The sequence below is a fragment of the Amycolatopsis rifamycinica genome, from assembly GCF_000695625.1.
Lineage (GTDB): Bacteria > Actinomycetota > Actinomycetes > Mycobacteriales > Pseudonocardiaceae > Amycolatopsis > Amycolatopsis rifamycinica.
This window is the reverse complement of the sequence record NZ_JMQI01000067.1, coordinates 19,511-46,510: the sequence shown is the minus strand read 5'-3', so window position 1 is coordinate 46,510 and position 27,000 is coordinate 19,511. Positions and strand designations below refer to the sequence as shown.

General features: G+C 70.1%; 18 protein-coding genes and 1 pseudogene. 15 read left to right on the top strand and 4 right to left on the bottom strand.

From position 1 onward, the window contains the following. Window positions 1-7 precede the first annotated feature (7 nt). The 6 genes and pseudogenes from pdxR to DV20_RS43265 all read left to right on the top strand — a co-directional run bounded on the left by pdxR (window position 8) and on the right by DV20_RS43265 (window position 16,516). A pseudogene (pdxR, locus tag DV20_RS32685) lies at window positions 8-1,464 on the top strand (MocR-like pyridoxine biosynthesis transcription factor PdxR). Window positions 1,465-1,723: 259 nt separating this feature from the next. Further along, window positions 1,724-3,493 (top strand): MFS transporter, encoded by a 1,770-nt coding sequence (locus DV20_RS32680; RefSeq protein ID WP_043786962.1) that lies wholly within the window; start codon window positions 1,724-1,726, stop codon window positions 3,491-3,493. A gap of 238 nt (window positions 3,494-3,731) precedes the next feature. After that, entirely contained in the window at window positions 3,732-3,911 is a 180-nt protein-coding gene (locus tag DV20_RS32675; RefSeq protein WP_043786960.1) for a hypothetical protein, read from the top strand. 541 nt (window positions 3,912-4,452) lie between these two features. Further along, the gene (locus DV20_RS43270) at window positions 4,453-6,390 is read left to right on the top strand and encodes a tachylectin-related carbohydrate-binding protein (RefSeq protein WP_051736229.1); all 1,938 of its coding nucleotides are present in this window, start codon (window positions 4,453-4,455) and stop codon (window positions 6,388-6,390) included. 99 nt (window positions 6,391-6,489) lie between these two features. Next, the gene (locus DV20_RS32665) at window positions 6,490-15,729 is read left to right on the top strand and encodes an RHS repeat-associated core domain-containing protein (RefSeq protein ID WP_152603785.1); all 9,240 of its coding nucleotides are present in this window, start codon (window positions 6,490-6,492) and stop codon (window positions 15,727-15,729) included. A 109-nt stretch (window positions 15,730-15,838) separates the two neighbouring features. After that, a complete protein-coding gene (locus DV20_RS43265) occupies window positions 15,839-16,516 on the top strand; it encodes a barstar family protein (RefSeq protein WP_160169771.1) in 678 nt (225 codons plus the stop codon). A gap of 24 nt (window positions 16,517-16,540) precedes the next feature. Here DV20_RS43265 and DV20_RS32655 read toward each other — a convergent pair whose 3' ends face one another. Both DV20_RS32655 and DV20_RS32650 read right to left on the bottom strand, forming a co-directional pair. Further along, window positions 16,541-17,200 carry a peptidylprolyl isomerase gene (locus tag DV20_RS32655; RefSeq protein ID WP_043786956.1) on the bottom strand — a complete coding sequence of 220 codons (660 nt, stop codon included), beginning with the start codon at window positions 17,198-17,200 and terminating at the stop codon, window positions 16,541-16,543. A gap of 24 nt (window positions 17,201-17,224) precedes the next feature. Continuing rightward, window positions 17,225-17,482 (bottom strand): DUF2631 domain-containing protein, encoded by a 258-nt coding sequence (locus DV20_RS32650; RefSeq protein WP_043786955.1) that lies wholly within the window; start codon window positions 17,480-17,482, stop codon window positions 17,225-17,227. Between the two features lie 94 nt (window positions 17,483-17,576). Here DV20_RS32650 and dxr point away from each other — a divergent pair, with 94 nt between their 5' ends. The 4 genes from dxr to DV20_RS32630 all read left to right on the top strand — a co-directional run bounded on the left by dxr (window position 17,577) and on the right by DV20_RS32630 (window position 21,570). Continuing rightward, window positions 17,577-18,779 (top strand): 1-deoxy-D-xylulose-5-phosphate reductoisomerase, encoded by a 1,203-nt coding sequence (gene dxr, locus DV20_RS32645; protein WP_043786953.1) that lies wholly within the window; start codon window positions 17,577-17,579, stop codon window positions 18,777-18,779. A 3-nt stretch (window positions 18,780-18,782) separates the two neighbouring features. Beyond that, window positions 18,783-20,015: a M50 family metallopeptidase gene (locus DV20_RS32640; RefSeq protein ID WP_043786952.1), complete on the top strand. Its 1,233-nt coding sequence runs from the start codon at window positions 18,783-18,785 to the stop codon at window positions 20,013-20,015. A gap of 113 nt (window positions 20,016-20,128) precedes the next feature. Then, entirely contained in the window at window positions 20,129-21,280 is a 1,152-nt protein-coding gene (ispG, locus tag DV20_RS32635) for a flavodoxin-dependent (E)-4-hydroxy-3-methylbut-2-enyl-diphosphate synthase (protein WP_043786973.1), read from the top strand. A gap of 113 nt (window positions 21,281-21,393) precedes the next feature. Further along, entirely contained in the window at window positions 21,394-21,570 is a 177-nt protein-coding gene (locus DV20_RS32630; RefSeq protein WP_235191045.1) for a hypothetical protein, read from the top strand. On the opposite strand, the gene DV20_RS32625 is transcribed toward DV20_RS32630, so the two are convergent. Next, window positions 21,559-21,813, bottom strand: a complete 255-nt coding sequence (locus DV20_RS32625) for a hypothetical protein (RefSeq protein ID WP_003057586.1) — start codon at window positions 21,811-21,813, stop codon at window positions 21,559-21,561. The genes DV20_RS32630 and DV20_RS32625 overlap by 12 nt on opposite strands. Window positions 21,814-21,896: 83 nt before the next feature. Between DV20_RS32625 and DV20_RS32620 the strand changes: the two genes are divergently transcribed. Continuing rightward, window positions 21,897-22,691 carry a helix-turn-helix domain-containing protein gene (locus tag DV20_RS32620; RefSeq protein ID WP_200876546.1) on the top strand — a complete coding sequence of 265 codons (795 nt, stop codon included), beginning with the start codon at window positions 21,897-21,899 and terminating at the stop codon, window positions 22,689-22,691. Window positions 22,692-22,695: 4 nt separating this feature from the next. Further along, a complete protein-coding gene (locus tag DV20_RS32615; protein WP_043786951.1) occupies window positions 22,696-23,088 on the top strand; it encodes a VOC family protein in 393 nt (130 codons plus the stop codon). 18 nt (window positions 23,089-23,106) lie between these two features. Here DV20_RS32615 and DV20_RS32610 read toward each other — a convergent pair whose 3' ends face one another. After that, window positions 23,107-23,313, bottom strand: a complete 207-nt coding sequence (locus DV20_RS32610; RefSeq protein WP_043786950.1) for a DUF4177 domain-containing protein — start codon at window positions 23,311-23,313, stop codon at window positions 23,107-23,109. A 99-nt stretch (window positions 23,314-23,412) separates the two neighbouring features. Between DV20_RS32610 and DV20_RS32605 the strand changes: the two genes are divergently transcribed. The 3 genes from DV20_RS32605 to map all read left to right on the top strand — a co-directional run bounded on the left by DV20_RS32605 (window position 23,413) and on the right by map (window position 27,000). Beyond that, window positions 23,413-24,267, top strand: coding sequence for a GNAT family N-acetyltransferase (locus DV20_RS32605; protein ID WP_043786949.1), 855 nt, complete (start codon window positions 23,413-23,415; stop codon window positions 24,265-24,267). Between the two features lie 61 nt (window positions 24,268-24,328). Continuing rightward, window positions 24,329-26,119 carry a penicillin-binding transpeptidase domain-containing protein gene (locus DV20_RS32600; RefSeq protein WP_200876545.1) on the top strand — a complete coding sequence of 597 codons (1,791 nt, stop codon included), beginning with the start codon at window positions 24,329-24,331 and terminating at the stop codon, window positions 26,117-26,119. A gap of 23 nt (window positions 26,120-26,142) precedes the next feature. Next, a complete protein-coding gene (map, locus tag DV20_RS32595) occupies window positions 26,143-27,000 on the top strand; it encodes a type I methionyl aminopeptidase (RefSeq protein ID WP_043786947.1) in 858 nt (285 codons plus the stop codon).

Genomic DNA, 27,000 nt, shown 5'->3' with positions numbered 1-27,000 from the left:
TGGTCCGATGGACAGAGCCAAAACGACGCTTCCCAAGGGGTCCATAGGGTCGGACTTCCTCCAGCTGGACGTCCGCGAGGCGCCGCCGGGCGGGCTCGCGGACTGGCTCGCCGGCCAGCTGCGCGCGCGATCGCCGACGGCAGGCTCCCGGTCGGCAGCCGGCTGCCCGCGTCCCGCGTGCTGGCGGCCGAGCTGCGCGTGTCGCGCGGCGTGGTCACCGACGCCTACCAGCGGCTGATCGACGACGGCCACGCCGCGGGCCGCGGCCGGGCGGGGACGGTCGTCGTCGCCGCGCCCGTGCTGCCGCCGTCCCCGTCGCCGGACCGGCCGTCCCGGTCACCGGTGATCACGCCCCTGCCGGGCGCGGAGGTCTTCGACGCGGTCCGCGCGGCCCCGGCCCGGATCGACCTGACCCCCGGCGTCCCGGACCTGACGGCGTTCCCGCGGGCGGCGTGGCTGCGGGCGGAGCGGGCGGTGCTGGAGGAGCTGGAGCCGTCCCACTTCGGCTACGGCGACCCGCGCGGCGCGCCGCCGATGCGGCTGGCGGTGTCGCGCTGGCTGGCGCGCAACCGCGGGATCCGTGCCGATCCGGGCGAAATCATCGTGGTGGCCGGAGTGGCGCAGGCGTTGACGCTGCTCGGGGAGGTGCTGCGGCACCACGGGGTCGACGCGGTGGCCGTCGAAGACCCGGGATCGCTCGGCGCTCGCCAGCACCTGCGCCACGGCGGCCTGGCGACACCGCCGGTCCCGGTGGACGACGACGGCCTGCTCGTGTCCGAGCTGCGCGCGCCGGCGGTGTTGCTGACCCCGGCGCACCAGTTCCCGATGGGCGTGGTCTTGGGCGGCTCGCGCCGCAGGGAGCTGATGAGCTGGGCGTCTTCCGGCGGCATCGTGCTCGAAGACGACTACGACGCCGAGCACCGCTACGACCGCGCGCCGGTGCCCGCGGTCCGGTCGATGCTGCCGGAGGTGTGTTACATGGGCAGTGTTTCGAAGCTGCTGGCGCCGGCGTTGCGGGTGGGCTGGCTGCTGGCGCCGCCGCCGTTCTTCGCCGATCTCGTGGCGGCGAAGCGGTTCGCGGACCTCGGCAACCCGGTGCTGGCCCAGCTGGTCCTGGCCCGGCTGATGGAGAACGGCGAGCTGGAGCGGCAGCTGCGGGTGGTGCGGGGCCGGCACCGCCGCCGTCGCGACGCGATGATCCGGGCCCTGGCGTCGGAGCTGCCGTCGGCGGTGGTCCACGGCGCGGCGGCGGGCCTGCACCTGACGGTGACGTTCGACGCCGACGTCGACGACGTCGAGCTGGCGGCGGCGGCACTGGCGGAGGGGGTGAAGGTCCAGCCGCTGTCGTGGCACCGGCAGCGGCCGGGGCGGGCGGGCCTGGTGCTGGGGTACGCGGCGCGGACGGCGACGGAGATCGCCGAGGGCGTGGCCGTGCTCGGGCGGCTGGTGGGCCCCTCGCCGTGAGGGGGACCCCCGGTTTCAACGTTACCGGCAGGCACCGACGGTTCCGGGCTCGCGCACCGCGGTTGTCCACAGCCCGGTCCGACAGGCTCGGGTTGTGGACAGCTCGCGGCGTCCGGTTCCGCGGCGCTGCGTAAAGGGTCCTCAAAGGACAGTCAAGCGACTGTGATCATGCTCTCCCATGCGTTTCGCGCTGTTGGTTGCCATACGCAAGCAAGTTGCTTAGCCTAGCTAAGGGACTGGCGAGCAGAAGGGTTGCACAGTGGCGGAACGCCGGACGTATTCGATCGCGGAACTGGGGCCGCGGTACAAGTGGATCGCGCTGTCCAACACGACGCTGGGCATGCTGATCGCCACGATCAACTCCTCGATCGTGCTGATCGCGCTGCCCGACATCTTCAAGGGCATCGGCATCAACCCCCTGGAACCGGCCAACACGAGCTACCTGCTGTGGATGATCATGGGCTTCCTCGTGGTCACCGCGGTGCTGGTGGTGAGCTTCGGCAGGCTCGGCGACATGTACGGCCGCGCGAGGATGTACAACCTCGGCTTCGCCGTGTTCACGGTGTCGTCGATCATGCTGGCCGTGACGTGGTTCGACGGCGACGCGGCCGCGTTGTGGCTGATCGGCTGGCGGATCGTGCAGGGCGTCGGCGGCGCCTTCCTGATGGCGAACTCCTCGGCGATCCTCACCGACGCCTTCCCGGCCAACCAGCGCGGCCTCGCACTCGGCATGAACGGCGTCGCGGCCATCGCGGGCTCGTTCCTCGGCCTGGTCGTCGGCGGCGTGCTGGCCCCGATCGACTGGAACCTGATCTTCCTGGTGTCGGTCCCGTTCGGCGTGATCGGCACGGTCTGGGCGTACCTCAAGCTGCACGACACCGGCGTCCGCAAGCACGCGCGGATGGACTGGTGGGGCAACATCACCTTCGCGGTCGGCCTGATCGCGGTGCTGGTCGGCATCACCTACGGCATCCAGCCCTACGGCTCCTCGCCGACCGGCTGGGGCAGCCCGTTCGTGCTGAGCTGCCTGATCGGCGGCGCCGCCGTGCTGGTCGCCTTCGTGGTCATCGAGACCAAGGTGGACAACCCGCTGTTCCGCCTGTCGCTGTTCCGCATCCGCTCGTTCACCTGGGGCAACGTCGCCAACCTGACGGCGTCGCTCGGCCGCGGCGGGCTGCAGTTCATCCTGATCATCTGGCTGCAGGGCATCTGGCTGCCGCAGCACGGCTACACGTTCGAGCAGACGCCGTTGTGGGCGGGCATCTACATGCTCCCGATGACGGTCGGCTTCCTGGTGTCGGCCCCGGCGTCGGGCGTCCTGTCCGACCGCATCGGCAGCCGCTTCCTCGCTTCGGGTGGCCTGCTCATCACCGCGGTGACGTTCCTGCTGCTGATCCTGCTGCCGGTGAACTTCGACTACTGGGCGTTCGCGGCGATCCTGCTGCTGAACGGCATCGGCATGGGCATGTTCGCCTCCCCGAACCGCGCGGAGGTGATGAACAGCCTGCCGGCGGACGCGCGGGGTTCGGGCGCGGGCATGATGACGACGTTCCAGAACGCGGCGATGGTCCTGTCGATCGGCTTCTTCTTCAGCTTGATCATCGCGGGCCTGTCCTCGAGCCTGCCGTCGACGATGAGCCAGGGCCTGATCGAGCACGGCGTTCCGGCGACATCGGCGGCGCAGATCGCGAACCTCCCGGCGGTGGCGGTGCTGTTCGCGGCGTTCCTGGGCTACAACCCGATCCAGCAGCTCCTCGGGGGCCAGCTGTCGTCCCTGCCGCCGGACCAGGCGTCGTTCCTGACGGGCCGCAGCTTCTTCCCGAACCTGATTTCGGGCCCGTTCCAGTCGGGATTGGCGGTGGCGTTCGGCTTCGCGATCGTGGTGTGTCTGATCGGCGCGGTGGCGTCGCTGCTGACGAAGGACGCCCGCCCGGCGGACCGCGAGTCGGTGGGGGAGGAGCTGGCCGCGGTGGCCGGGGAGTCGGGTGGCGGGCCGAGCGAATTGGTGTCGCCTTCGACCGAGCGCTGAAGGTAGTTGCGGAAGCCGGGTGCCGGGTGGCACCCGGCTTTTCCGTTCGGGGACCTGTGAGGACCGCGGAGCACTTGGCAGAGCTGGCCGAAGCCGGCACGGCGCCGTGTGTCCTCGCCGGCGAAGCGTTGACTGCGGGCACCCCGCCGCAGTTCTGGGACGACGTCCAGCAGACGCCGGAGGTCAGCTCGCTTCACGGTCGTCCCGAACACATCGACGACCGATCCCGGGCCGGTACATGTCCGAGGTGTTCCTGACGCCGGACTTCACCTGGGTCGTCGCCTGCTTCGGCGTGTCGCGCGGCTACGCGGCGGGAAGGGGTACGGCCGCGGACGCGTCGCCGTGGAGGCAGTTGGACGAGATCGTGCACAGCCACGACCTGGAGGTACCCGCCGGATCCTCGCGGACGAGCACGTAAGCGCACTCCTGGTGGCGATCGTCGACGACGCGCTCGCCGCGGTGCAGCGGGCCCCGAGATAACCCACCTACGAGTCGGCCGGCACCACGACGAGCCCGGCAAACCGATCCTGCTCTACAGCGACCTGGACGCCGCGCATGACGAGCGGTGTCCACCGAATGGCCAACGGGTCGTTCATCGTCGCCCCGGACACCGCACGACGGTGGGACGTCGCGGTTGTCGCCGGGCATCGGGCAGTTCCTCGATTCCTGCGTGCCGAGTTGCGCGCTGATGGCGCCTTCTGGAGACGAGCCAGCCGTGAGAAGTAGGCCGAATGACGCAATTGTCCAAGAACAAGTAACGGCCGGGTGGGATGATCGATAGGAAGATCGAACAGCTCGCGGGAGGGCGAGCTCGTCTTCGCGCGGCATGGAGGTGCGGCGCTCAGGAGGGGAACGCCGGGCTGACCGGCGCCGTCACCAGCCTATTCACCGATTGCCCGTTGCTCCCGTGCGGCGGGCCGATTCGCGCTGCCCGCCAACGCTTTCACGAGGGGAAGTCCATGCGCCAAGGTTCGTTCGTCCGGAGACCCGTCACGCTCTGCTGCGCCTTCACCATCGCCCTCACCGGCGTGGTGAGCGCGACCGGAGCGACCCAGGCCACCGCGGCCGACACGATCACCTGCCGCGCCAGCGCGGGCGTGTTCTACACCCTCCCGGACACCCACCTGGACCTCGACCGTCACAACGAGCCCGAGACCGGCGCCACCTCCTGGACGGGGCGGACGACGATCGGCAACACGTGGAGCGGCAAGACGCTCGCCGGCCCCGACGGCCGGATGTACTCCATCCTCGACAACGGCGACGTCCTGCGTCAGCGACGGCTCCCCACCGGCTGGGAAAACGGCGGGGTCAGCCAGAAGATCGCCACCGGCTGGCGGGGCACGACGCTGCCCGAATACCGGAACCGCATTACCGTCGACGCCACGGGCGACTTCTACTGGTCACACGACAACATCCTCGCCTGGGTGCACTACGACGAGACGACCAAGGTCTGGACGGACCGCCTGATCGACACGGGCTGGACGTTGACGAAGTACGACCTGATCGTCGGTGCCGGCGCCGGGGTCTTCTACGCACGCACCCCCGCCGGTGACCTCTACCGCTTCCAGTACGACCCGGCGAGCCAGCGGTGGATCGAATACGCCAGGCTGGTCGGCAGCGGCGGCTGGCAGAACTTCTCGCAGGTCGCCTCGGCCGGTGGCGACGTGCTCTACGCGCTGGACAAGAACAACGGCCAGATCAAGTGGTACCGCTACCTGGGCGGTGGCAGCTGGACGGGTCCCAAGGTGGTCGGCACGATCGGCACGGACTACCAGCTGAGCGTCACGACGGACGACTGCAAGCTGGTCGACGCCGGTCTGCCCGCGCGCCCGGCGGTGCCGGCGCGGCCCAGCCCGGCGACATTCCTCACCGAGGGCACCGAGAGCAAGATCCAGCACTTCTACGTCGACGACTTCGGCCGGCTCATCCACGGGCGGCAGCGCACCGACGACGTGGCCATCGTGGAATTCGCCGTCGTCCCCGGCTATCAGGAGTTCTCCGGCGTTCCTACGGCGGTTCGGGCCGCCGACAACAGCTTGCAGGTCACCGCGCTCGGGCAGGACAGCGAGACCCGTGTCAGCAGCCAGACCGCAGGCGCGACCAGCTGGCCGGCGTTGGCGGGCTTCGGCGGCTGGACCCCGGGGCCGGCACGGCTGGTGCTGTGGGACAGCGTGTCCTACGCGTTCGCGGTCGACGCGGCCGGAAAGCTGTGGGTGCGCCCGCAAGACCCGGCGAGCAAGCAGTTCCTGCCGTGGCGGGCCCTGGGTTCGACCGGATTGAGCTCGGATCTGACCGTGGTGCCGCAGGCGGACGGAATCGACGTTTTCGCGCGGACCACGTCCGGGCTCTACACGAAGGCCACCTACGCGAATGGTGCGTTGAGCGCCTGGATCACGGTTCCCGGCACCGGCTGGGCCACTGCCGCCGCCGCGGTGGCGAACCCGGACAAGAACCTGCAGGTCTTCGCGGTTCAGCCGGACGGCAAAGTGGTCACCCAGCGCGAACTGAGCGGTGGGTTCACCGGTGCCTGGAGCCCGCTCACCGGTATCACCGCCACCGGGGTACCCGCCGCGGCGATGGACCCGGGCGGAACGGTTCACGTTGCTGTGAAGGCGAACGACGGCTACATCTACGTGACCGAGCAGGTCGCGCCGGGGAGCGCCACCTACCGCGACTGGCAGCGCCTCGCCGACGCCCGGACCGGCGCCGCCTACCAAAGCGTGACCGATGCCGCCTTGACGGCACACAGCACCGGCGGTGTCGTCGCCGCGTTCCGGGACGCCGACGGAGTGTCCTATGTGTACTCGTCAGCCGTTGCGCCTGCGCTGACCGCGCGCGCCGCCGGTGGCGGCCGGTCCGTGTTCACCGGCGGCCCTGCGCCGAAGCCGAAGTTCTGATCGACCAGTAGGTGCCCGCGCGGCCCGGTGGGCCGGGCCGCGCGTGGGTGCCGCGCGCCCGCGATCCGTCGTTTCCCCCGATCTCCGAGGTGATCGTCGATGCCTGTCCGCTTGCGTTCCGTCCGTCGTCCGCGCACCGGCCGGGCTCTGCTCGTGTTGCTCGTCCTCGCGCTTTTCGTCGGCATCGCCGGCCCGGCGGGTCGCTTCGACGCGCCGGGTTCACTCGACGACGTCGAGCGGCTCGAAGCCGCAATGGCGTTGGCGCCCAAGCAGAAGCCGGGTTCGGCGGACGGTTACCAAGACGGCGCGGCGGGACCGGGCAACGTGGCCGGGCCGCGTTCCCTGCAGTCCAAGTACCCGCCGGTCACCGGTACCGGGCAGCCGGCGAGCACTTCGGTGCGAGCGGCGGCAGGGCCGACGAACCGCACCGGGTTCGACGCCGCGACCAGCAAGGAGCTTCCGCAGCAGCGCACCGCGAAGGAACGCACTTTCGCCAACGCCGACGGGACGCTCACCACCCAGTTCAACGCCGAGGACGTCAACTACCGCACTGCGGACGGCACCTTCCAGCCGATCGAAACGAATCTCGTGCCGCGTGCGGGCGGCGGCTGGCGCAACGCCGCCGACGCCGTCGGCCTCGAATTCGCGGCCACCGGCGCGGGGGCGCCCCTGGTCGACGTCCGGCTCGACGCCGGCCACAGTTTCGGTTACGCCGTCGACCAGTCCGCCGCGTCCGCGGGGGTCGTCGCCGGTGCCACGCTGACCTATCCGGCGGTGCGGCCCGGCTCGGACATCCGGCTGGACGTCGTTCCCGGTGGTGTCAAGGAAACCATCGTGCTCCGGACGCCGGACGCACCGCGGTCCTGGCTCTTCCCGCTGCACCTGCGGGGCCTTCGCCCGGCTGTCGTCGACGGCCGCGTCGTCCTCTTCGACCAGGACGGCCGCGAACGCGCCCACATCCCGGCCGGATTCATGACCGACGCCTCCCGGGATCCCCTCACCGGCGAACCCGCGACGTCGACCGGGGTGAGCTACCGGATCGTCGAGCTGAAGAGCGGACCCGCCCTCCAGGTGGACCTGGACCCGAACTGGCTGGCCGATCCCAGCAGGCAGTTCCCCGTCGAAGTCGACCCCAGTGTCGACACGTCGTCGGCCAACGCGAGCATGGTCGTGCAGGACGGCAGCCGGTTCGACGGCGGCTCCGAACTGAAGGCCGGGACGACCGGCCCGATCAAGGCCGCGAGTTACCTGGCCTTCGACGGTGTCCAGGACCGCCTGCGCAACCACAAGATCTTCGGCGCGTACCTCAACCTGGCCAACTCGTGGTCGTGGTCCTGCCAGCCGCGCCCGCTCACCGTCCACCCGGTGACCTCGCCCTGGGGTTCGAGCGGTGGCTACCCCGGTCCCGGGTTCGGCCCCGCGCTCACGGACGCCTCCTTCGCGCACGGGTACATCGGCCGCGGACAGACGCGGTCGAGCTGCCCCGCGGCCTACGAGCTGATGAACCTCGGCGACGCCGGTCGTGACCTGGTCCAGCGCTGGACCACGGGTGCCCAGGCGAACTACGGGCTCACCATCCGCGGTTCGGCGACCGATCCGTTCGGCTGGAAGAAGTTCGCCGGCCACCGGACCGCGAACCCGCCCCAGCTCTACGTGACCCACTCGGTCTACGACGCCGAATACCGCGTCGAATCGGCGACCGTGGACCCGCCCGTGACGCGTTCGCAGAACGGCAAGATCAAGATCACGGTGACCAACCGGGGTGTCGAGACGTGGACGCCGGCGAACTACGCGCTGGGCTACCGGGCCTTCCGGACCTCCGGCGCCGCCGTCGCCTCGACCGAGGCAGCTTCGCTGCCCGGAGACGTCCCCCGCGGCGCTTCCGTGACGCTCGAGGCGACCATCAAGGCGATCGAGCCGGGCGACTACCTCTTCGACTTCAGCATGCTGCGCCGTGGTGGCGCATGGTTCACCGACGAGCAGATCGCGCCGATCAGGCTGGCGTTGAGAGTCGTCGACGTCCCGCCGGTGGTGAAGGCGCAGTATCCGCCGAACGGCTATTCCGCGCCGACGCTCACGCCTCAGCTCTGGCTCGACGCGGTCGACGTCGACGCGCCGCCCAGCACCTCGCTCAAGTACCGCTTCGAAGTCTGCGAGAAGTACGAGCAGAACGCGGACGGTACGCAGACCGGCGTCAACTGCACCAATTCCGGCTACGTCGCGAAGCGCACCTGGACGGTGCCGACGGGTGCCTTGCGCTGGAGCAAGGACTACCAGTGGCGGGCGTTCGCCTTCGACGGGACGTCCGAGAGCCAGAAGCTGCCGCCGAGCCACTTGCTGACCGCGGTGCCACAACCCGAGATCACGTCGCACCTGGCGAATGCCCCGTACAGCGGCACCCAAGCCGATTTCGACCCGCAGACCGGTAACTACCACTCGAGCGCGGTCGACGCGACCGCGACCGTCACCGGGCCGGAACTGTCCATCGCGCGCACGTACAACAGCCTTGATCCCCGGCGCGACCTCCTTTTCGGCGCCGGCTGGTCCACGCGGTACGACATGCGGGTCACACCCGACGACGACGGATCCGGCAACGTCGTGGTCACTCTGGCCGACGGGCAGCAGATCCGCTTCGGGCGCAACGCGGACGGATCCTTCGCGGCGCCCGAGGGACGGCCGGCGAACTTCCGGGCGGAGGTCGAGGGAGCGGGCGGCGGCTGGGTCCTGGTCGACCAAGTGCAGACCGCGTACCGGTTCCGTCCCGACGGCCGGTTGATCGCGATCTACGACCAGGCCGGACGCTACATCGAACTCGACTACGGCACGGTCGACCACTTGAAGCGGGTCCTCAGCCGCACCAGTGACCGGATCTTCTACTTCACCTACAGCGGTGACCACGTCTCTTCGGTCAGCACCGATCCGGTCGACGGCAAGCAGTTGACGTGGCGCTACACCTACGACGGCGACAAGCTGGCCCAGGTGTGCGACCCGTACGGTGGGTGCACCCGCTACGACCAGGTCACCGGCTCGCACTACCGCAGCACGGTCACGGACGCCCGGCCTGCGTCGTACTGGCGTCTCGGCGAGCCCGGCGGTACCAGCGCGAGCAGCCAGGTCGCCACGAACCTCGGCAAGGACAAAGCCACGCTCCAAGACGTCACCCTGGGCGTTGCCGGGGCACTCGCCGAGTCGGCCGACACCGCGGCCGCGTTCAACGGGACTTCGTCGGCGATGACCCTGCCGGACGGCACTTTCCGCAAGAACCGCGATCTGTCCGTGGAGCTGTGGTTCAAGACCGCTCAGGGCGGTCCGCTCGCGGGCTACCAGAAGTCGGCACTGGGAACGACTTCGGCCACCGGGGTCCCGCTGCTCTACGTGGGCACCGACGGCAAGCTGCGCGGTCAGTTCTGGACCGGCACCGTGGCCCCCATCACGAGCGCCGGCACGGTCACCGACGACCAGTGGCACCACGTGGTGCTCTCCGGTTCCCTGGCGACGCAAACGCTGTTTCTAGACGGTCAGAAGGTCGGTAGCCTCAACGGCGACATCGCCCAGGACGAGCTGCTGTACAACCAGGTCGGCGCGGCTTACGCGAGCAACCCGGCCGGATGGCCGGCTTGGGGAACGTCGTCCCGGCGGTTCTTCTCCGGCCAGATCGACGAAGCCGCCTTCTACGAGTACGCGTTGGGGCAGACCGCGGCTCAGGCGCACTTCCGAGCCAGGGCGGCCGCCGACTACGTTTCGAAGATCACCTTGCCGAGCGGGCGGACCGCCGCCCAGCTCCAGTACGACAAGACGGCCGACCGGCTCAGCGAGTACACCGACCGCCACGGCGGCCACTGGAAGATCGTGTCGCCGATCGTCACCGGAACCGCCACGAACATCGTGCGCACGGTCCAGGTGACGGATCCGGGCAACCGCCTGCACTTCTACGACTACGACCCCGTTCGCGGCCGCATCCTCCGCTACGTCGCACCGCTCGGTCTCGGGACCCGGCCCGAGGACAGGCGGGACGGGGTCGGCAACCCCGCTCCGCCGCCCGTGCCCGGTTGCCCGGCGGACCTCCCATCGGGCTTCTGCGGCGGGCCGGTCGGCGGCAGCACCTGGGTCGGTGGCCCGGTCATGGGACTCGGCGTCCGGACCTACGACTACGACGAGAAGGGTTTCCAGACCACGATCGGGGACGAACTGGGCAACCAGGTCGTACTGACCCACGACGAGCAGGGGAACATCGTTTCCCGGAAGAGCTGCCGGATCGCCCCCGGGAACTGCCAGACGAGCTATTACACCTATTACGTCAACACGGACGACTTCACCGATCCGCGCAACAACAAGGTGCTGTCGGCGCGGGACGCGCGATCGGCGAGTGCGAACGACCCGGCCTACGCGACCACCTACACCTACACGGGTGGCACCGTCGCCGGGCTGCTGGAATCGCAGACGACCCCCGACGGTGGTGTTGTCCGGCACGTCTACACGGACGGAACGGAAGCCGCGATCGGTGGTGGCAACGCGCCCCGCGGGCTGATCGAGCAGACCACGGATCCCCGTGGCGGCGTGATCACGTATTCCTACTACCTCAACGGTGATCTGGCGAAGATCGTCAACGCCGCGGGACTCACGACCAAGTTCACCTACGACGTCCTGGGGCGCAAGAAGACCGAGACCCAGATCAGCGATGCGAACCCGGGCGGTCTGACCACGACGTACGCCTACGATTCGCTGTCCCGCCAGGTCGCCATCACCAGCCCCGGGTCGGTCAACCCGGTCACCGGGGTCACGCACACGGCGCAGAAAGCCACCGAGTACGACGCCGACGGCAACGTGACCCGCGTCGAGGAACGGGATCTGACCGGTGGCGACCCGAGCCGGGTCACCACCACGGAGTACGACGGTTCGGGCCGGCCGAGCCGGGTGACGGATCCGGAAGGCGGAAGCCGGTTCCTCGGCTATGACACCTTCGGCAACCAGACCTGGCTCGTCGATCCCGACGGCAACAAGTACGAGTACGCCTACACCGCCCGCAACGCCATTGCCGAGGTCCGGCTACGGTCGTGGCACGGCCAGGCCACCGACCCCGGCGACGACGGCGGTGACGGACAGGGCGACGGCGTTCTCAAGGACTCGCTGGTCCTGCAGTCCTACGCGTACGACTTCTCCGGACGGCTCATCCGGCAGACCGACGCCATGGGCCGGACGACCCGCTACCAGTACTACACCGACGACCGGCTGTGGAAGACCATCGCCGCCGACGTGGCCGATCCGGACAACCCGGCCGCCGCGAAGCGCAACATCACCTTGAGCGAGCTGTCCTACGACGCGGCCGGGAACGTCGTCAAGGAGACGAAGCCGGGCGGGCGGATCACCGCGTACGAGTACGACACCACCGGTCGCCGGATCGCCCAGACCGCCGACCCGGCGGGGCTCGCCAACCGGAGCGAGTTCGCCTACTCGCCCGCCGGTGATCTGACGAAGATCACCCACACCGGCCTGAGCTCGAACAGCTCGCGCATCGACGCCGGCCGGGTCGAGACGACCGAATACGGCTACGACGTCGCGGGGCGCAAGGTCAGCGACACAGTCCACAATCGGCAGTCCGAGAAGTTCACCACGTCGTGGACGTTCGACCAGCGCGGTCTGGTCACCTCCGTCACCGACGCGCGTGGAAACCTGCCCGGTGCCGACCCGGCGCCGTTCACGACGACCTACGGCTACGACAAGCTGGGGCTGCGGACGTCGGTGACCGGAGCGGTCGTGTCGGCGGAAGCGGGTGGCGCGACCCCGACGCAGGTTCGCCCGCAGGTGACCACCGGCTACGACACCTTCGGGCAACTGACGGAGGTCCGGGATCCGGCCGGCCGGGTGAGCACCACCCGTTATGACCGGGCCGGGCGGATCGTCGAGTCCGCGTCGCCCGAGTACCACCAGCCTGGCGCCGACCAGGGAGCGAAGGCTGTCTCCCGCACCGAGTACGACCCCGCGGGGAACGTCAAGGCGGTGACCGGGCCGCTGGGCGCCGTCACCCGCTACCGGTACGACCAGCTCGGCAGGCTGGTCGAGAAGATCGACCCGAAGGACGACGCCGGCGACCAGCCGGGCGGGGTCTGGCAGTACTCGTACACGGTTGCGGGAGACCAGTTGTCGGCGACGGATCCGACGGGTTCCCGCACCGAAACGACGTACGACGATCTCGCGCGGCCGATCACGCGAACCCAGCTCGAGCGGCGCCCGGAGCCGGCCGCCTACACGACGAAGCTGCGCTACGACGACGCCGGCAACCTGAAGACGGCGACTTCGCCGACCGGCGAGGTCGAGCAGTACGGGTACGACGCGATCGGGCAGCTGACCAGCAGGACCGACCCGGCCGGTGTCGTGACGCAATCGGGCTATGACCTCGCCGGCAACCAGGTCCGCAGCACCGACGGCCGCGGGCACACCGTTTTCCGGAGCATCGACCCGGCCGGTCGGAACACCGGGGTCTACGACCTGGACGCGGCGGAACACATCCTGCGCAAGACGTCGTCGGCCTATGACGCCGTGGGGAACCTCCTCTCGACGACCGACCCGTACAACCGGACGACCCGGTACGAGTACGACAACGCGTCGCGGGTGGTCAAGCAGCAGGAACCGGTCTCGGCGACCGAAACCATCACGACGACCTACGGCTACGACGTCGCCGGGCAGCGCACCCGCGTCACCGACGGCCGCGGCAACTCGACGATCCGCACCTACAACTCGCTCGGACTGCCCGAGTCGGTGATCGAACCCCCGACGAGCGCGGACCCGACGCCGGCCGAGCGGACCTGGACCACCGGTTACGACCTGGCCGGGGCACCGGTTTCGCTGCTCGCGCCCGGCGGTGTCACGCGGCAGCGGACGTTCGACGCCCTGGGCAGGCTCTCCGGGGAGACCGGCGCCGGCGCGGCCGAAGCGACGGCGTCCCACCGGCGGAGTTACGACCTGGCCGGCCGGCTGCGCACCGTGGACACGCCCGGCGGTGACCGCGTCTTCACCTACAACGACCGTGGTGCGCTGCTGACGACCGCGGGCCCGATCGGTGGCACGTCGACGTACAAGTACGACGAAGCCGGTCGCTTGCGTCAGCGCACCGACGCGGCCGGAACGACTTCCTTCACCTACGACCGAGGCCGGCTCGCCACCCAGAGCGACGGCATCACGGGAGTCACCCAGACCGTCGGTTACGACGCGGCCGGCGCACCCGCCGAAATCGGGTACGGCAACCGCAAGCGGGTGATGACCTACGACGACTTCGGCCGTCCGAAGTCCGACACGGTCAAGGCCGGAGACGGCAGCGTGCTCGCGTCCACCGGTTACGGGTACGACCTCGTCGATCAGCTGAAGTCGAAAGACACGACCGGGCCCGGTGGCGCGCAGGCGAACGCGTACGAGTACGACTTCGCAGGCCGGCTGACTTCCTGGACGGCCGGCGGTACGAAGACCGAGTACGCCTGGGACGCGTCCGGGAACCGGACCAAAGCCGGCGGCACGGTGTCGACGTTCGACGAGCGCAACCGCCAGCTGACGGAAGGCTCGGCGACCTTCACGTGGGAGCCGCGCGGGACCCTCGCCTCACGGACCGACTCGAACGGCACGGTCGGCAGCGCCTTCGACGCCTTCGACCGCCAGGTGAAGCACGGTCAGGGCACCTACGCCTATGACGGCCTCGACCGGACGGTCAGCCGGAACGGGCAGAACTTCGAGTACGACGGCGCCGGCCGGGAGCTTGTTTCCGACGGTGCCGGTACCTACGCCCGCGGCGTCGGTGCCGGCCTGCTGGCCCAGCGGACGCCGTCCGGCACGTCGCAGCTGACATTGACGGATGCGCACTCCGACGTCGTGGGCGGTCTCGATCCGGCGCCTTCGGGTGGGCTGACGGGTTCGACGACGTATAGCCCCTTCGGTGAGCGCGTCGCATCGACGGGCGCGAACGGTTCGCTCGGCTTCCAATCGGACTACACCGACTCGGCAACCGGGGCGGTCGACATGGGGGCCCGCTGGTACACGCCGGGGACGGGCACGTTCACCACCCGCGACGACATCGAGCTGCCGAGCAGCCCGTCGATCGCGAGCAACCGCTACACGTACGGGAACGGCACTCCGGTCAATGCCATCGACCCAGACGGGCATCTGCCCTGGTATTGCTACGTGGTGAGCGTGCCCTTCTGGGCAATCTGCAAGTATGCCGAGGCCCACTCGACCGGGCGTGGGAACTACGGGCCGGAGCTCCAGCTCGCGCCACCCAACCAGGGATATGACCCGTTCCACGCGTGGGATCTGGTGGGCAACGACTGGGGCAACGGCACGAGCACGAAGCCTGCAACGGGGCCGGGCCGCGGCGGTGGCCGGCCAGGCACGGGAACCGGCACGGGCCACGGTGGCGGTCGCGGCGGTCCACCGGCGATCGACTACCGGGCAGCGGGCCAGGCGGCGGTCAAGAACAATCCGTTGCCGATCCCGAAGGCGGCGACACAGCCGGTCTACGGCAACAACGGCGGGATCAAGCCACCGGTGTCATCGTCGCCGAACCTGCCGGCTTCGGGCGTGGCGGAGACGGTGGTCGGAGATCCGAACACGCAGAAGATCACGCAGGCGGTGACGGGGCAGAACCCGGTGGTCCAGGCCGTGGGTCAGGCACCGGTCTCGGAGCTGGCGCCGTCCGGTCCCGGTCGGGCGCCTGGCTTCGAGGAGCAGGTGACCGGGTTGATGAACCTCATCCCGTTCAGCGGCCTCAGCGTGGCGTGGCGCCTGGTGACCGCGGACAGCTGGGCGGATGCGGGTCATCAGTTGCTGGACCTGGTCGGGTACATCCCGATCGCCGGCGAGGTGGCGGACGGCGCCAACGCGCTGTGGTACATGGGGGAGGGCGACGGCCTCAACGCCGGCCTCTCGGCTGCGGCCACGGTACCGATCGCAGGCTGGGCAGCGGCTGCCGCCAAGGCAGGCAAAAGGTCCATAAAGGCCGCGGAGGAGGCGGCCAAGCAGGCGGAACGAGGACCGCGGCTCTCCGATCCCAACCCGCTTCCGAAGAAGATCAATGCCGAGTACGACAACGTGAAGGCGGGACAGGGGACTCCACGAATCGACCCTCGGACAGGGCAGCAGACCAGGTATCAGGCCCGCGAGCTCTCGCCCCGGCAGGCGGAGCAGTGGAAGGATTCCCTGGAGTGGGACGTTCCCGGAACCAAGCACCGAATTCTGCAGCGGCCAGACGGACTGTACGGCTACGTCTTCGATCACGACTACGGGGCGCCGTTTCTGTTTCCGGCCCCCTGGTATCCTGATGGTGGCACGATACCCAAGCGGTTGGGTGGGAAATAATTGATCCACTTCGATTTGTCGGATAGGTGAACTTATGAATGATCCGACTATCGCGTCTTCGCCTTGGCGTTGCCTCCTCACTGACGGCGAAGACCGGATCTTATTCCGCGTGAACGAGATAGTCGGTTTTTTCGGGCTGCGTTCGATGGATGGGTGGGGCACTTTCGATCTCGTGGGAGAAGTGGCTGACCTGCTCGATCGGAACGATCCGCCGGACGAAGTCGAGGTGGTGATGATCGACCGATGGGGGAACCGGCTGGGTGCTTACTTCGTGGGCGCCGCGATGTGTCGTATTTTGGCCGTGGGCGATTCGGGCGGTACGCGACTTCGAGTGAAAGGCTTCATGCACGCGTGGCCTGGCGAGCCGGTTAACTTGGTGTGGTCACGCTGGTGGCTGGGGCGTCCACAAGTGGTCGGGACTTGGGTGTCGTACTCTGATGCTGAGAAGAAGGCCTGGCTGGAAGTCGTGCGGTTGAACTCCCGTTTCCACGTGCAAGCGAAAAGAGCCGGGCCGTTTGTGCTCGCGGGGAGGGACGTCATCGATGTGCCCAGTTTCTACTGTGCACTGGGAGAGGCGATCGGCGGACCTGGGGGATATTACGGTGCTAATTTGGACGGATTGGCCGACTGCATGTCCGGAGGGTTTGGCCCGGTGCCGCCTTTTGTTCTCAAGTGGTCGGAATCCGGTGATGCTCGGTCGCTGATGAGAGAAAAGCTGGGCAAAGAATACTTCGAGAAAGTAATGGGGTTGTTCGCCGAGTGCGGTGTCGAAGTTTTGATGGAGTGATGCTCCACCCGTAGGCGGCGCCGACTACCAGGCAGCCGTGGCGCGCTGGATCTTCACTGGCTTCGCCGGCGCCCCGTCCAGCGGCCCGTTCGGGTCGGTCGGGATGATCCCGTCCTCGACCATCCGATCAAGAGCCGACATCCCCCGGATCACCCGCCCCATCACCGAGTAGTTAGCCGGGATGTTCGCGAACGAGTGCACGATGAAGAACTCCGACCCGTTGGTCCCCGGCCCCTGGTTCCCCATCGCGATCGTCCCGCGCGGGTACGTCTCAGAACCCGAAACCTCGTCCGGGAACTGGTACCCCGGCCCACCCTTCTCCACCTCGTAGATGTCCCCACACTGCAGAACACCAAGCCGAGCGGAGTTGGACAGCCGCCAGCACTGGGACCGGTCGTAGAACCGCTGCAAAACCAGCGAAACCATGTTGTGCACCGCGCAAGGCGCAGCTCTGCCGCGATCCAGCCGCACCGTCACCGGCCCGTAGTTGAACCGGAACGTCACATCGACAGTCCCGCGGGTCAACGCCAGAGGCAACGGACGCACCACCGGCCGAGCGGCCGGGTTGGAAGGCGTCGGCGTGAACGTGCACCGGACCAGCGGCACCGAGGCCGAAGCCGGTGTGGGAGCCGCCACCAGGGCACCCAAAACGGACAGAACAGCCAGTCCCCAGCGCAGCTTCATGCCGGGACGTTAGCGAAAAACCGACTACTTGCGCCAGGCCGTGCGCTGCTTGCGGATGTCCAGCACCAGCAGCAGGACCAGGAACGCCGCCAGGCCGACCAGCCACACGTTCTCGGTGTTGTTCTCGTGGTTGCCCTTGATCATCACCAGCAGGATGATCGCGCTGACCCAGCCGGCGATGCGGGTGGCCTTCGGGAACGAGCCGTGCCAGCCCCAGGCCGCGGACGGCTCGTCGCGCGGGTCGACCTCGGGCCGCCTTTTCTCGACCGCCTTGCCTGCCACGATGAACTCCTCAAACCCCGTGAACCTCGGACCCGCCGATGATCCCACACCTCCGGGTGCGCCGCGGACACGGCCCGCGCGACAATGACCGGCGATGACTACCTCGCGAAGCGTTCTCGTGCTCGGCTCGACCGGGTCCATCGGCGTGCAGGCCCTCGACGTCGCCGCGCGCAACCCCGGGCTGTTCCGGGTGGCCGGGATCGCCGCCGGTGGGGCCGATCCGGCCGCGCTCGCCGCGCAGGCGATCGCCCACCGTGTCGAAGCCGTCGCCGTGACCAAGGCCACGGCCGCCGAAGACGTCCAGCTCGCGCTGTACGCCGAGGCGCAGAAGCGGGGGTACGCGCAGGGGGAGTTCAAGCTCCCGCGGCTCTTCGCCGGCCTCGATGCCGTCACCGAGCTGATCGACGCCGTGCCGGTCGACACCGTCCTCAACGCGCTCCCGGGCTCCCGCGGCCTCGAGCCGACGCTCAAAGCGCTCGCCACCGGCGCCACCCTCGCCCTCGCGAACAAGGAGTCGCTCATCGCCGGAGGGCCGCTGGTGCTCGCCGCCGCGAAGCCGGGTCAGCTGGTTCCGGTCGACTCCGAGCACTCCGCCATCGCGCAGGCGCTGCGGGCCGGCAAGGAAACCGAGGTCGCCCGGCTCGTCCTCACCGCGTCCGGCGGCCCGTTCCGCGGCCGCAAGCGCGCGGAGCTGGCCGGCGTCACCGTCGAGCAGGCGATGGCGCACCCCACCTGGTCCATGGGCCCGCTCATCACGATCAACTCCGCCACCCTGGTCAACAAGGGCCTCGAGCTGATCGAGGCGGCCCTGCTCTTCGGCATCGCGCCGGACAGGATCGACGTCACCGTGCACCCGCAGTCGATCGTTCACTCGATGGTGACTTTCACCGACGGCTCGACGATCGCCCAGGCCAGCCCGCCCGACATGCGGCTGCCGATCGCGCTCGCGCTGCACTGGCCCGACCGCGTCCCCGGCGCCGCCGCCGCGTGCGCCTGGGACAAGGCCGCGACCTGGACTTTCGAGCCGCTGGACGACGAGGCCTTCCCGGCCGTCGAGCTGGCCCGGCACTGCGGCGCCGCGGGCGGCTGCCTGCCCGCCGTCTACAACGCCGCGAACGAGGAGCTCGTGTCCGCCTTCCTGGCGCAGAACACCAGCTTCACGTCGATAGTGGACACTGTTTCCGAGGTGGTGGGAGCCGCCGACGAATGGCGTCGCGAACCACGCGACGTCGAGGACGTACTCGCGGCCGAGCGCTGGGCTCGCGCGCGGGCCGGTTCGATCATCGAGGGGAAGTAGCGGGTGCTCGCCTACATCATCGGTGTGGTGCTCTTCGCGCTGGGGATCTGCGTCTCAGTCGCCCTGCACGAGGCCGGCCACATGGTCACCGCGAAGGCCTTCGGCATGAAGGTCCGGCGGTACTTCGTGGGCTTCGGGCCGACGGTGTTCTCCTGGCGCCGCGGCGAGACCGAGTACGGCCTGAAGTGGATCCCGCTCGGCGGGTTCTGCGACATCGCCGGCATGACCGCGCTCGACGAGGTGACGCCGGACGAGGCGCCGCGCGCGATGTGGCGGTTCAAGACCTGGAAGCGCACCGTCGTGATGTCGGCCGGGTCGATCACCCACTTCATCCTGGGCTTCCTGGTCCTCTACCTGATGGCCGTGACCATGGGCCTGCCGAGCCTGGCGGCCGCCGAACCGACCCAGCCGGTGCTGGCCGCGACCTCCTGCGCCGTCTCGACCACGACGAAGGAACAGGCCGAGGCCCAGGCCAAGAACCCCACCTGCCCGCCGGGCGCGCCGACCCCGGCGAAGTCGGCCGGGCTGCAAGCCGGTGACAAGGTGCTCTCGGTCGGCGGCAAGCCGGTCGCGACCTGGGAGGAGATGCTCACCGCCGTGCAGGCCACCAGCGGCCTGACCGAGTTCGTCGTGCAGCGCGGCAACCAGCAGCTCCGGCTCCAGGTCGACGTGCCGAGGGTGCAGCGCTGGAGCGGCTCCGCCGTCAAGGAGGTCGGCATGATCGGCGCCTCGCCCGTGCCGCCGGCGTTGACCACGCAGTACGGCCCGGTCGCCGCGATCGGCGCCACCTTCAGCTTCACCGGCACGATGTTCGCCGAGACGGCGCAGCGGCTCGTCGAGTTCCCCGAGCGCATCCCCGCCGTGGTCACCGCGATCTTCGGCGGCGAGCGCGACCCGAACACGCCGGTCAGCGTCGTCGGCGCGAGCCGGATCGGCGGCGAGGCCGTCGAGCAGGGCATCTGGGTGCTGTTCTTCTTCCTGCTGGCCAGCCTGAACTTCTTCATCGGCGTGTTCAACCTGCTGCCGCTGCTGCCGCTGGACGGCGGGCACATCGCGGTGGTCTGGTACGAGCGCGTCCGCGACTGGATCCGCGCCCGGCGGGGCAAGGCGGCCGCCGGTCCCGTCGACTACACGAGGCTGTCCGGGATCACGATGGTGCTCGTGCTGATCGGCGGTGCGGTGACCCTACTCACGGTGACGGCCGACATCGTCAACCCGATCCGGATCAGCCCGTAGTCCCACGGCGGGGTGGCGGTCCGGCCGGGGCCGCTCACCCGCACCGTAATGCTGCTCACCGTGACGGTTGACATGGTGAAGGTGCCCCAGTAGGGGTGGGTACGCTGGAAGCCGTGACCGTCGCACTCGGTATGCCCGCCCTGCCCCCGCCCGTCCTGTCCGAGCGCCGCAAGACCCGCCAGCTCCAGGTGGGTTCGGTGGGCGTCGGCAGCGACCACCCGATCTCCGTCCAGTCGATGACGACGACGCTCACCTCCGACGTCAACGCGACCCTGCAGCAGATCGCCGAGCTGACCGCCGCGGGCTGCGACATCGTCCGCGTGGCGTGCCCCTCGGCCGACGACGCCGAGGCGCTGCCCGCGATCGCGCGCAAGTCGCAGATCCCGGTGATCGCCGACATCCACTTCCAGCCGAAGTACGTCTTCGCGGCGATCGAGGCCGGCTGCGCGGCGGTGCGCGTCAACCCGGGCAACATCCGGAAGTTCGACGACCAGGTCAAGGAGATCGCGCAGGCCGCGAAGGACCACGGCACGCCGATCCGGATCGGCGTCAACGCCGGCTCGCTCGACAAGCGGATCATGGACAAGTACGGCAAGGCGACGCCGGAGGCGCTGGCGGAGTCGGCGCTGTGGGAGGCGTCGCTGTTCGCCGAGCACGACTTCCACGACATCAAGATCTCGGTGAAGCACAACGACCCGGTGGTCATGGTGCGCGCGTACGAGATCCTCGCCGAGCAGTGCGACTACCCGCTGCACCTCGGCGTCACCGAGGCCGGTCCGGCGTTCCAGGGCACGATCAAGTCGGCCGTCGCGTTCGGCGCGCTGCTGCGCCAGGGCATCGGCGACACGATCCGCGTCTCGCTGTCCGCGCCGCCGGTCGAAGAGGTCAAGGTCGGCATCCAGATCCTGCAGTCGCTCAACCTGCGGCCGCGGAAGCTGGAGATCGTGTCGTGCCCCTCGTGCGGGCGCGCGCAGGTCGACGTCTACACCCTCGCCGAGCAGGTCACGGCCGGTCTCGAGGGCATGGAGATCCCGCTGCGCGTGGCCGTCATGGGCTGCGTCGTGAACGGCCCGGGCGAGGCTCGCGAGGCCGACCTCGGCGTGGCGTCGGGCAACGGCAAGGGCCAGATCTTCGTCAAGGGCGAGGTCATCAAGACCGTGCCGGAGCACGCGATCGTCGAGACGCTCATCGAAGAGGCCATGCGCATCGCCGAAGAGGCGGGCGAGTCGCTTGGCGAGGGCGCCCCGGTGGTGACCGCTGGCTGACCTGCTCTCGGACGACGCCCTCGAGGCGTCGTCCGTGGTGGCCAACCGGGCGATGAACCTTCGTCGCGAACTTCGACATCGCGGGCATCCGGGCGCCGGGCGGGGCACGCCGGGTGCTCGCCGCGTTGCGCGAAGCGGGCTTCACGTACGACTTGAGAACCCACCGGATCCGGCGCGACGGCCCCTTCGCCGGCTCGCTGCCGTTCCGCTACCTCGGCGCCGACGACCGGGCCGGCCCCAACTACACGGGCCGGCCCGCCGTGCGCTCGTACTACGAATCAGCCCTGTAGGTGGTGCTGGGCGGCGTCGCGGATCTGCAGCCGGACGTTCTCCAGCGCGGCCGCGACCTCGTCGATCTGCTGCGAGGCGAGCTGGATGGCGCCCTGGATCGCGGTCGCGGTGGACGTCTCCCCGAGCAGGCCGAGTACCTGGGCCTGCAGGTCTTCGAGGTCGCTCTTCGTGGCGAGCGCGATGCCGGTCGGCACCTGGTCGGCGAGCAGCTCCAGCTGCTGCGCCTGCTCCTGGATCGTCATCGGGTGGTTCCTTCCGCGGTGGGGACGCACGTCCGTGTTATCAGACCCCGGAACTGTCGGTGGTGACGATTAGCCTGGCATCCGTGACTGTGACCTGGGCCGTCCGCGAGCCGCACCCGGTGGTGCGGCCCCTGGTCACGCGCTATGTCGGGTACGCGCAGGAGGGCGTCACACTGGCTGTCCACCGCGGGCTGCCGTCCCGGCACGTGACGCTCGTCATCAGCCTCGCCGGGCCGGTGCGGATGGCCGGGCACAGCCTGCAGGCGCTGGTCGGCGGCCTGCACACGCGCGCGGTGCTGATCCGGCAGGACAGCGCGCAGGAGGGCCTGCAGCTGGAGCTCGACCCGCTGGGGGTACGGACGCTGTTCGGCGTCACGGCGGCCGAGCTGAGCGGCGAGGTCGTGGACCTGGCGGAATTCGGCCTCGGCTCGCTGCCCGACCGGCTGCGGGAGCTGCCTTGGCGCGAGCGGTTCGCGGTGCTGGACGACGTCCTGGCCGCCCGGGCCGTCGAGCCGGTGGCGCCACCACCCGAGCTGGGGGAGGCGTGGCGCCGGATGCGCGGGGCCGACGGGCGGGTCCGCGTCGCGGACCTCGCCGAGCAGGTCGGCTGGAGCCGCCGCCACCTGGGCGAGCGGTTCCGCGCCGAGCTGGGGCTGGCGCCGAAGCAGGCGGCGCGGGTGCTGCGGTTCGAGCGGGCCGGGCGCCTGCTGCGGCGGGGGCGGACGGACCTCGCGGCGCTGGCGGCGGAGTGCGGGTTCTACGACCAGGCGCACCTGACCAACGAGTGGCGCGCGCTGGCGGGCTGCACGCCGGGCACCTGGATCGCCGAGGAACTCCCGTTCCTCCAAGACCAGGAGGCGGAGGTGGCGCGAAGCTGACGGCATGACTCCTGAACCGAACGTCTGGCCCGCCCTCCGGTACGACGACGCCCCGGCCGCGGTCCGGTTCCTCGTCGACGTCCTGGGCTTCACCGAGGCCTTGGTGGTGCCCGAGGGCGACCTGATCGCGCACGCCGAGCTGCGCTGGCCCGAAGGCGGCGCGGTGATGCTGGGCAGCGTCCGCCCGCCGGACGGCGTCCACGACGCCATGAAGCCGGGTGCGGCCGCGGTGTATGTGGTGTCGGACCGGGTGGACGAGATCCACGCGCGGGTGCGGGACGCCGGCGCGGAGATCACGGCCGGGCTGACCGACACCGAGTACGGCTCGCACACGTTCAGCCTCCGCGATCCGGAGGGCAACTCCTGGACGATCGGCACCTACCGCGGCGCGGCCTGACACCCGAGGCGGCTGCCGCTACTGCACCGGCCGCTCGAACGTGACCAGCAAGCCTTCGACCCCACCAGGCCCGACCCGCCCCTTCACCTCGGTGGCCGTGATCGCTTTGAGCTGCCACCCGTCGGCCGCGTGGTCGTTCAGCAGCTTCTCCAGCTTGCCGCCCGACATCTTGCCCCCGAGAAGCTTTTCCCGGACCTCGACGACCTTGTACGTGTACCTCTGCATGCCCCCGATTCTGCCCGGGACGCCCGGCTCGCGCGTTCATCTCACCGTGTCGACGGCCTCGCGTTCCGTTTACCGGCCGAATCTGGCACCCTGGAGCCCGTGTTGCGGCTTGCAGGTGCACGGCTGCTCGATGATCGGGACTATCCGGCGGTCCGTGCCGCTTTGGCCGCGGACCCGGTGGGCAGCTGCATGGTCAGCGCCCGGGTCGAGGCCGCGGGCCTCGACCCGTGGCGGCTCGGTGGCGAGCTCTGGGCCGCCGACAGCCGTCCGGTCCGAGCCGGACGGCTCCAAGGGCTGTGCTTTTCCGGGCCCAACCTCATCCCGCTGCGCGGCAACGCGCCCGCGTTGCGCTCCTTCGCCGATCGTGCCCTGAGAAGGCAACGCACCTGCTCCTCGCTCGTCGGCCCGGCCGAGCAGGTCCTCGGCCTGTGGGACGAGCTCGAAGGCGAGTGGGGCCCCGCCCGCGAAGTCCGCGACGACCAGCCGCTGATGGCCCTGGACAGCACCCCGCTCGTCGCCGCCGATCCGCTGGTCCGGCCCGTCCGGCCGGACGAGCTCGAGCGGTACCTGCCCGCGGCCGTCGCCATGTTCATCGAGGAGGTCGGCGTCGACCCGCGCAGCGGTGACGGCGGCGCCAGCTACCGCGCCCGGGTGACCGAGCTGATCGGCGCCGGCCGCGCGTTCGCCCGCTTCGAAGACGGCGAAGTCGTCTTCAAGGCCGAGATCGGCGCCATGTCGGCCACCGTCGGGCAGATCCAGGGCGTCTGGGTGCACCCCGACCGCCGCGGCGACGGGCTCGGCACCGCCGGCACCGCCGCGGTGGTGAACCGGCTCGTCCGTGGCCTCGGCCGCACAGCCAGCCTGTACGTCAACGCCTTCAACACCCCCGCCCTCGCGGCCTACCGCAAGATCGGGTTCAAGCAGGTCGGCCAGTACGCGACGGTGCTGTTCTAACCACTCTTCCGTGGCGGTGTTGCACAGCCGCCGCACCGCTCTGACCAGGCATCATCCCGCCATGAGCGCACGTCTGCCCCGTGCTCTCGCGGTGCTGCTGCTCGCGGCCGCGACCACGGCCGGGTGCTCGGGCGACGGTCCCGGGGACGCCCTTTCCGCCTTCCTCGACGCCGTCGCGTCCGGGGACGTCGCCGCCGCGGCGGCGAACACCGACTCGCCCGAGGCCGCGAAGACCGTGCTGAGCCAGGTGCGCGGCGTGCTCGACCCCGAGGCGCTCGACGTCGACGACGAAGAGGTGAAACAGCCGGACGGCGACGTCGTGACCGCCGGCTACCGGCTCACCTGGCACCTTCCGCACGGCCGCACCTGGTCCTACCGCGCCGACGCCCAGCTGCGGGCGACCGGGAACGGCTGGCAGGTGCACTGGCAGCCGACGGTCGTGCACCCCCAGCTGGCCGTCGGCCAGACCCTCGGCCTGCTCCCGCAGCTGCCCGACACGGCCCCGGTCCTCGACCGCGACGGCGTGGCGCTGATGCGGCCGCAGACCGTGATCGGCGTGGTCGTCGACCCGCAGAAGGCCGGCAACGCGAGTGCCGTCGCCGGGACCCTCGCCAAGGCGCTGCACCGGTACGAGCCGTCGGTCACCGGCCGGTCCGTGCTCGACGGGATGACCAAGACCAAGCCCGGCGACGCCTACCCGGTGATCACCCTGCGGGCCGGCGACTACCAGCGGGTCAAGCCGGCGATCTACGACCTGCCCGGCGTCCGGTTCGCCAGCCAGGAACGGCTCCTGCCGGTGACCCGCGGCTCCGGGCAGCAGGTCCTGCCGGGCATCCGCGCCCTGGTCGAGCAGCAGCTGGCCGGGGCGGCGGGCTGGCGGATCGTCACCCGTGACGTCACCGGCGGCGAGGCCGCCGAGCTCAAGGCCGAGCCGCCGCGGCCCGCGCCCGCCGTCACCAGCACGCTCAGCACGAAGATCCAGGCCGCCGCCGAAAAGGCCCTCGAGACCGAGCCGTACTCCGCCGCGCTGGTCGCGGTCCAGCCCTCGAGCGGGGACATCCTCGCGGTCGCCCAGAACGACGCCGCCGACGAGGAGGGCTCGCTGGCCCTGTCCGGGCGCTACCCGCCGGGGTCGACGTTCAAGATCGTGACGGCGGCGGCCGCGCTGTCGGCGGGGGAGGCCGAGGCGGGCAGCCCGGTCGACTGCCCGGGGACGACGACGATCGAGAACCGCGTGGTGCCGAACGAAGGCCGGTTCGACCTGGGCCGGGTGCCGCTGACGACGGCGTTCGCGCGGTCCTGCAACACGACCTTCGCCCGGCTCGCCGCGAGCCTGCCGGGGCCGTCGCTCACCGAGACCGCCCGCTCGTTCGGCCTCGGCGCCGACTTCGTCGTCCCGGGCCTGACCACGGTGACCGGGGACGTGCCGGCCAGCGACTCCGCCGTCCAGCGGGCGGAAAACGGCTTCGGCCAGGGCCGGGTGGTGACCAGCCCGTTCGGCATGGCGCTGGTCGCGGCCACCGTGCAGGCCGGGAAGGTGCCGTCGCCGTCGATCGTCAAGGGCATGCCCGCGACCACCCAGAACGTCGGCGACCCGCCGTCGCAGGAGGTCCTGGACGCCCTGCGCGGGATGATGCGGGACGTCGTCACGGCGGGGACCGCGACCGGGCTGCGGGACATCCCCGGCGTCGCGGGCAAGACCGGCACCGCCCAGTTCGGCGACGGCTCCCGCTCGCACGGCTGGTTCGTCGGCTACCGCGGCGACCTGGCGTTCGCCGTGCTGCTGACCGAAGCCGGGTCATCCAAACCGGCGGTGCAGGCCGCGCACCGGTTCCTGGCGGGGATCGGCTGAGCGCACCGTCGTAAGGTGGGGGCATGTCCGTTCGTGCCCCGCTCGTTCCCGGCGTCCAGACGCCGCGCCGTGACGTCCCCAGTTCCATCGCCCGTCCCGAGTACGTGGACAAGCCGGCGCCGAAGCGGGACACCGGCAACGGCGTGCGCACGCCCGAGGTGATCGAGGCCATGCGGGTCGCCGGCCGCATCGCGGCCCAGGCGCTGGAGGAGGGCGGCAAGGCCGTCAAGCCGGGCGCCACCACGGACGACATCGACAAGGTGGTGCACGAGTTCCTGCTCGACCACCACGCCTACCCCTCCACGCTGGGCTACCGCCGGTTCCCGAAGTCGTGCTGCACGTCGCTCAACGAGGTGATCTGCCACGGCATCCCGGACTCGACGGTGATCGAGGACGGCGACATCTGCAACATCGACGTCACCGCCTACATCGGCGGCGTCCACGGCGACACGAACGCGACCTTCTTGGCCGGCGACGTCTCCGAGGAGGCCCGCCTGCTGGTGGAGCGCACCCGCGAGGCGACGCTGCGGGCGATCAAGGCGGTCCGCCCGGGCCGTCAGCTGAACGTCATCGGCCGGGTGATCGAGTCCTACGCCAAGCGCTTCGGCTACGGCGTGGTCCGCGACTTCACCGGCCACGGCGTCGGCCCGGCGTTCCACACGCCCCCGACGGTCCTGCACTACGAAGAGCCCTCCGTCGACACGATCATCGAGGAGGGCATGACCTTCACGATCGAGCCGATGATCACGCTGGGCACCATCGACTACGACATCTGGGCCGACGACTGGACCGTCACCACGAAGGACAAGAAGTGGACGGCCCAGTTCGAGCACACCCTCGTGGTGACGGCCGACGGCAGCGAGATCCTCACGCTGCCCTGA

Excerpts from the sequence above, each read along its gene's own strand:
- DV20_RS32615 (WP_043786951.1), top strand. The coding sequence starts at position 22,696 with ATGACTCCTGAACCGAACGTCTGGCCCGCCCTCCGGTACGACGACGCC.
- map (WP_043786947.1), top strand. The coding sequence starts at position 26,143 with ATGTCCGTTCGTGCCCCGCTCGTTCCCGGCGTCCAGACGCCGCGCCGT.
- DV20_RS32610 (WP_043786950.1), bottom strand. The coding sequence starts at position 23,313 with ATGCAGAGGTACACGTACAAGGTCGTCGAGGTCCGGGAAAAGCTTCTC.
- DV20_RS32665 (WP_152603785.1), top strand. The coding sequence starts at position 6,490 with ATGCCTGTCCGCTTGCGTTCCGTCCGTCGTCCGCGCACCGGCCGGGCT.
- DV20_RS32600 (WP_200876545.1), top strand. The coding sequence starts at position 24,329 with ATGAGCGCACGTCTGCCCCGTGCTCTCGCGGTGCTGCTGCTCGCGGCC.
- DV20_RS32675 (WP_043786960.1), top strand. The coding sequence starts at position 3,732 with ATGTCCGAGGTGTTCCTGACGCCGGACTTCACCTGGGTCGTCGCCTGC.
- DV20_RS32655 (WP_043786956.1), bottom strand. The coding sequence starts at position 17,200 with ATGAAGCTGCGCTGGGGACTGGCTGTTCTGTCCGTTTTGGGTGCCCTG.
- DV20_RS43270 (WP_051736229.1), top strand. The coding sequence starts at position 4,453 with ATGCGCCAAGGTTCGTTCGTCCGGAGACCCGTCACGCTCTGCTGCGCC.
- DV20_RS32625 (WP_003057586.1), bottom strand. The coding sequence starts at position 21,813 with ATGACGATCCAGGAGCAGGCGCAGCAGCTGGAGCTGCTCGCCGACCAG.
- dxr (WP_043786953.1), top strand. The coding sequence starts at position 17,577 with ATGACTACCTCGCGAAGCGTTCTCGTGCTCGGCTCGACCGGGTCCATC.